Source organism: Terriglobales bacterium, from assembly GCA_035624475.1.
Classification (GTDB): domain Bacteria; phylum Acidobacteriota; class Terriglobia; order Terriglobales; family Acidobacteriaceae; genus DASPRL01.
Map to the genome: position 1 here is coordinate 1 of DASPRL010000237.1, position 4,953 is coordinate 4,953.

Consider the following 4,953-nt stretch of genomic DNA (forward strand, 5'->3'; position numbering starts at 1 on the left):
GGCCGCGGCCAGGGTTTTCTGGGATGCCTCGACTTCCTGGCCGGCCTTCAGGCGCATCTCCGCGAGCTGCACCTTGGCGGCAGCGTCCCAGGGCGTGGCCTGGACGTAGTCGGCGAGGAAGGCGGCAGCCTCGGCGGGATGACCCTTGCCGGCCAGCAGCGTCGCGGCCTGCGGCATGCCTTCGAAGGAGGCGCCGGTGACCAGCACCATGCGGCGCAGCAGGGCGACGGCGCCGGGGACATCGCCGCGATTGAGCCTGATCTCGGCCAGGCCGAGGAAGTTGGCGGGAGTGAGGTCGTGGGCCTCGATGGCCTGGCTGTAGACGATCTCCAGCAGCTTGTCGGCGGAGGCCTGGTCCTTGTCGGCGGCCAGGGCGGTGGCCGCGGTCTTCAGGTCCTCCCCACCCGGCAGCTTGGTGGGATCGCTGCGATAGCTGTCGAGCAGGGCGTCGAGGCGGCCGGCGCGGGCGGCGATGCGGATGGCCAGGATGTTGGCCTGGCTCACGTCGGAGCGGCGCGTCTCCTCGGGGAGAGCGTCGAGCGCGGCCTGGGCGCGGTCGGCCTGGTTGGTATCGAGCAGGTAGCTGATCCACTTGAACTGCCAGCGGTGCCACTCGCCGAGGGCGGCGTCGTGGGCCTCGCCACGCGACGAACCCGCGGCGTCCTGCGCCAGTTGCAGGATGCGCTGGTAGATGGGCTCGCGCTGCGCCGCCGGGATCCAGCGGGCCTCGACCAGGTTGGTGAGGAACTCCATCTCGTTAGGAGCGACGTGGGCCAAATCGAGTATCCAAGCCACGCCGGCGGCGGGATCGCCGGAGGCGCTCATGGCGCCGCGCAGCAACGGGTCCACCTGGTAGGTGCCGTTGCGCTTGATGTAGTCGCGCAGCAGGCGGTCGGCGTCGGGACGCAGCATGGGAAGCAGCTTGCGCGTCCCGATGCGCACCATCACGCGCTGCACCTGCGACCAGAAGGCGGCGGGGGCGCGCCCGGAATTCTGCTGGCGATCGAAGCCGGCCAGCGCTTCTTTCCAGTGGGCGGCGGCCTCATCGTGCTTGCCCTGCGTCCACAGCACCATGGCCATGCGGTCGTGAACCACGCCGGCGTCGGGATGCAGTTCGAGAGCGTGCTGATAGTCGGCGAGGGCGGGCTCGTAGGCGCCCTTCTCGTCGTAGTACTCGGCCAGGGCCTCATAGGCGGCGGCGCGGCCGGGAGTGTGTTCCAGCTCGGCGGCCAGGAAGTCCTCGGGGTCGCCGCGCTTGCTGATGCTCTCGTACTCGCCGTAGCGCGAGCCGTAGTAGAACCAGATGTCGCCGGCAAGCTGCTGGTCGCGGTCGACCGGCTTGCCCAGCCGGTCGCCGATGACCATGGAGCCCAGCGCGGAGTTGAAGGCGGTGTCCACCTGGGCGCCGGTGTCGGAGAAGTAGAGGCCGGCGAGGGCGGAGTAGGCCTTGGCCCAAACCGGCTGCTGGGACTTGGCGCGGGCAGCCACCGCCTGCTGGGCCAGGCCGGCGCTGCCGTGGGCGATGACGTACTGGACGGCGGGATCGCGGTACTCCGGCCAGCGGCCCCCGGCTACCTGCACCAGGCGCGCCGGATCGCGGCTCAGCAGCAGCTCGAAGTAGCGCTCCTGCAGCGGGCCCAGCGCGCGCAGGCTGTAAAGCTGGGTGAGCACGCGCAGCTCGGAGGCCACGTTGCCGGAAGCGCGATAGTCGGCGGCAGCCTCCTGCAGCGGACCGGTGCTGCGCTGCTTGGCGGGCTGGCGGGGATAGTAGACCTCCATCTGCACGCCCAATTCGTCGAACTGGGTGCGGCGCTTCTGCAATTCGAGCAGGCGCGCGTACTGGGCGCCGGCTTCGGGCTGGCCGGCATAGTCGAGCAGGAGTTCGTCGCGCCAGCGCGCTTCCTGGTCGGCGAGGCCGGCGGCCTGGGCCAGCGGGACCAGCAAGTCGCGAAGATCGTCCTGGACGGCGGCCGTCTTCTGCTTGTCGAGGAAAGCGGCGAAGGAAGCCTTCTCCTCGGGCGTGAAGTAGCGGTTGACGTCGGCGCCCATCTCGCGCAGGGCGGCCTGCAGGCCGGAGAGCGCGTTCTCGCGGCGGCGGGCGTCCTGGGCCTTCTGGACGGCGGCCTGGTCGGCGGCCGCGCCCCCGCTCCTCTCGTGCCCCTCGGTGAACGCGCCCTGGGTCGCGGTGGAGAAGACACTGCCGCTGGGATGGAGGGCAGCCTCGCGGGCGGCGAGCAGGCGGGCATAGGCCGGCTCCTGCTGGCGCAGGCGCGTCAGGATGCGGGCGTAGAGCTGGACGCCGGAGAGGTTGCGGGGATCGGCGAGCAGGTCGTCGCGGGCGACCTCGAGTCCGTGCTCGGCGAATTCCTTCGCCTGCGGCAGCATGTTCCAGCCTTCCAGGCGGCGCGCCACCTCAAAGTAGTTCTGGGAACGCTCGGGGCGGCCTTCGATGAAGGCTTTGCGCAGCGCGGCGACCACGTCGTCGGTGCGCCCCTGGCGCGCGCGCACGGTGGCCAGCTTCTCCTGCCACTGAGGATCGTGGTAGGCGAGGTCGTAGATCTTCTGGTAGTCGGCGGCGGCATCGTCGAAGCGCAGCAGACGCTCTTCCAGGGCGGCGCGCGCGCTGCGCAGGTCCACGCGGTCGGGGCGGATGGCGCTCGCCTTGGCGTAGTCGTCGATGGCGGCCGGGTAGTCCTCGAACTGCACCTGCAGGCGCGCCAGCACCATGGGCCAGCGGTAATCCTTGGGCGAGTCGGCCGTGGTCTTGGTGTAGAAGGCGAGGAGCTTGTCCTTCAGGTTGTACTTGAGGGCGTAGAGGGCGGCCTCGGTGGTGAGCGCGTCGTCGTCGGGATACTTGTTGAGGAGCTCGATGTACTGGTCCACGCCGGCGTCGGGCTGCTTGAGCTGGGTGAGAGCCAGGATGAGGCCGCGGCGCAGGGTGGCGACGCGGGCGTTGAGCTCGTCCTTGGCCATGGGGGCCTGGCGGAAGGCCTGGATCTTGGCCAAATAGAAGTCGCGCAGGCCGGCAGGATCGTTGGCGCGGGCGTAGGTGTCGGCCAGCGCGGCCAGGGTCTCGGCGTCGTAAGGCGAATCGGCGAGCAGCGCGGTGAGGAGCTGGCGCGCCTGGTCGTACTTGCCGGCGTCGGTGGCCTTGCGCGCCGCCTCGAACTGGAACTGCTTTTTGAGCGCGGGATAGGCGTGGCCGGAGGCCTCGAGCAGCACCGCGATGGCGCGGTCCTGCTGCTTCCTGCGCCAGTAGAAGTCCACCATGGAGCGCACCACGCCCAGGATCATGGGGTCGTCCTTGTAGATGGCCTCGTAGTCCCGCTGGGCCGCGGCCATGTCCTTCTTGCCCTCGTAGTAGCGGGCCAGGGCGAAGCGCAGGCGCAGGCGGTCGACGGGATCGTTGGTGAGGGCGGCGCGTCGCTCCAGCGAGGCCTGCTGCACCGCGTCGAAGCCCTGCTGCTGGGCGATGGATTCGATGTGCTCCAGCAGGTCGAAGTTGGTGGCGTTGGGCACCATGGAGGCGAGCAGGGCTTCCAGGTCCTTGGGACGGCTCTGCGCCTGCAGCACGGCGATGCGCAGGTCGAGCGATTCCAGCGAGGGATTGGCGCCGCTGACCGACTGGGCGGTGGACTGGTCGACGAGGTCGCGAGTAGCGGGACGTCGCGCCAGTTCCAGCAGGCGCGACTGCGAGGTACCGGTCTCACCGGCGAGCGCGCCCTTGGTATATTCCGCGACCGCGCGGGCGTAGTCGCGCTTGCCCTCGAAGGCCGCGCCCTCCTCGTAGGAGTAGAGCGCGGGATCCTTGAGCTTCGCGCGACCCTGCTCCATCAGGCGCAGGGCGTCGTCGAACAGGTAATAGTCCCAGTAGACGGTGGCGGCAGAGAGGTAGCCGGCGGAGTCGCCGGGGGCGGTCGCGGCCATGCGGTCCCAGTAGGGCATGGCTTCGCGGAACATCTCGCGGTCGGCGTAGATGTCGCCGAGGCGGGCCAGGGTGTCGCGGTCGCCGGGCTGGTACTGCGCGATCTTCTCTTCGATGGCGACTGCGCGCTGGGTATCAGCGGGATCGAAATAAGCCAGCGAGCGGTAGAGGGTGGAGGCGTTACGGGCGATGCCCAGATCGGTGGGATAGGCCTGGGCGAGCGCTCCCAGGACCGGCGCGGCGGCCTCGAAGCGCGAGCGCCAGGCTTCGCCCTGGGCCAGGAACTGCGCGGCGGCCGGGCTTTGCTGCACCATGCCGTCCCAGTCGGCGGCACGGGCGGCATCGTTGTGGCGCACCGCGTCGAGTTCCGAGTCCAGGCGGCCCTTCCAGGAGAGCCAGGCGAAATACTGCGAGCGCAAGTCGTCGTCGTAGAACCAGTACTGGCGGATGAGCTGCTCCCAGGCAGCGTCGTCGCGGGTGGGCGGGGTCTGGTAGAGCCCCAGCAGGTTGCGCACGAAGACCGGATTGTGCGGGAAACGCTGGTGAGCGAACAGGTTCAACTGCAGCGAGAGCCCCTCGCTGCTGCAGCAGGCCTTCTGGAAGTAGTCAGCGAGTTCGCTGCCGGAGAAGACGCCGGTGACCTGGCGGGTGAGGGCTTCGTAGTCGGATTCGCGCTTCTCGCGCAGGTACCAGCGGGCGAGCTTCTGGTACCAGGTGCGCTCCGGGAACTGCTGGATGGCGCGCTTGTAGACCTGCTCGACCTGATCGTCGATCTTGTTCTGCTGCAGGAAATTGGCCAGGCGCTCGTAGAGGCCGGGGTCATTGGGATTGCGCTCGATCTCGCGGCGGTAGAGGGCGAGGGCGTCGGGCAAGCGATCGAGCGCGACCAGGCGCGCGATGTAGCGGTCGAGCACGCGAGCGTAGTCTTCCGACCGTGGGCCGGCCTTGGTGGTGTTCTGGGCGGCGCCCACGGCAAAGGCTTGGCGCTGCGACGGGCGCGGAGCGGGAGCGGCCTGGCCCTCCTGCCC

The 4,953-nt window shown here is 69.6% G+C and carries 1 protein-coding gene; it reads right to left on the reverse strand.

The annotated features are described in order from the left end of the window. A partial coding sequence (locus VEG08_09845; GenBank protein ID HXZ28284.1) for a hypothetical protein occupies window positions 1-4,953 on the reverse strand: 4,953 nt, incomplete at both ends.